The organism is Vibrio lentus, assembly GCF_002875945.1.
GTDB classification, from domain to species: Bacteria; Pseudomonadota; Gammaproteobacteria; order Enterobacterales; family Vibrionaceae; genus Vibrio; species Vibrio apostichopi.
The window spans coordinates 1-212 of record NZ_MCZK01000088.1 but is presented as its reverse complement, the minus strand read 5'-3'; the positions used below and the strand labels follow the sequence as shown (position 1 = coordinate 212).

The window sequence follows — 212 nt, the reverse complement described above, 5'->3', positions numbered from 1 at the left end:
AGTCAACCTTCTCATTTAGAGCGTAAATTTCTGCTCCATTTTGCTCTGTCAAAGTCTTCATGTAAGCGAAGCTATCACTTAGTTCTTCTTGCATGTTCATTGAAGCGAACTGAAGTTTACCCTTCGCCTCTTGAAGTTCAGTACGAGCATTTCCTTCTAGGCCGCCTAGGTGATCTTTCATTTCCGATTCGGCGGCTTCTTTAGCGCCTTCA

The 212-nt window shown here is 43.9% G+C and carries 1 protein-coding gene; it reads right to left on the bottom strand.

What is annotated here, in order from left to right; genetic code table 11:
• On the bottom strand, positions 1-212 hold a 212-nt coding region (locus BCT49_RS25660), incomplete at both ends, for a hypothetical protein (protein ID WP_157938603.1).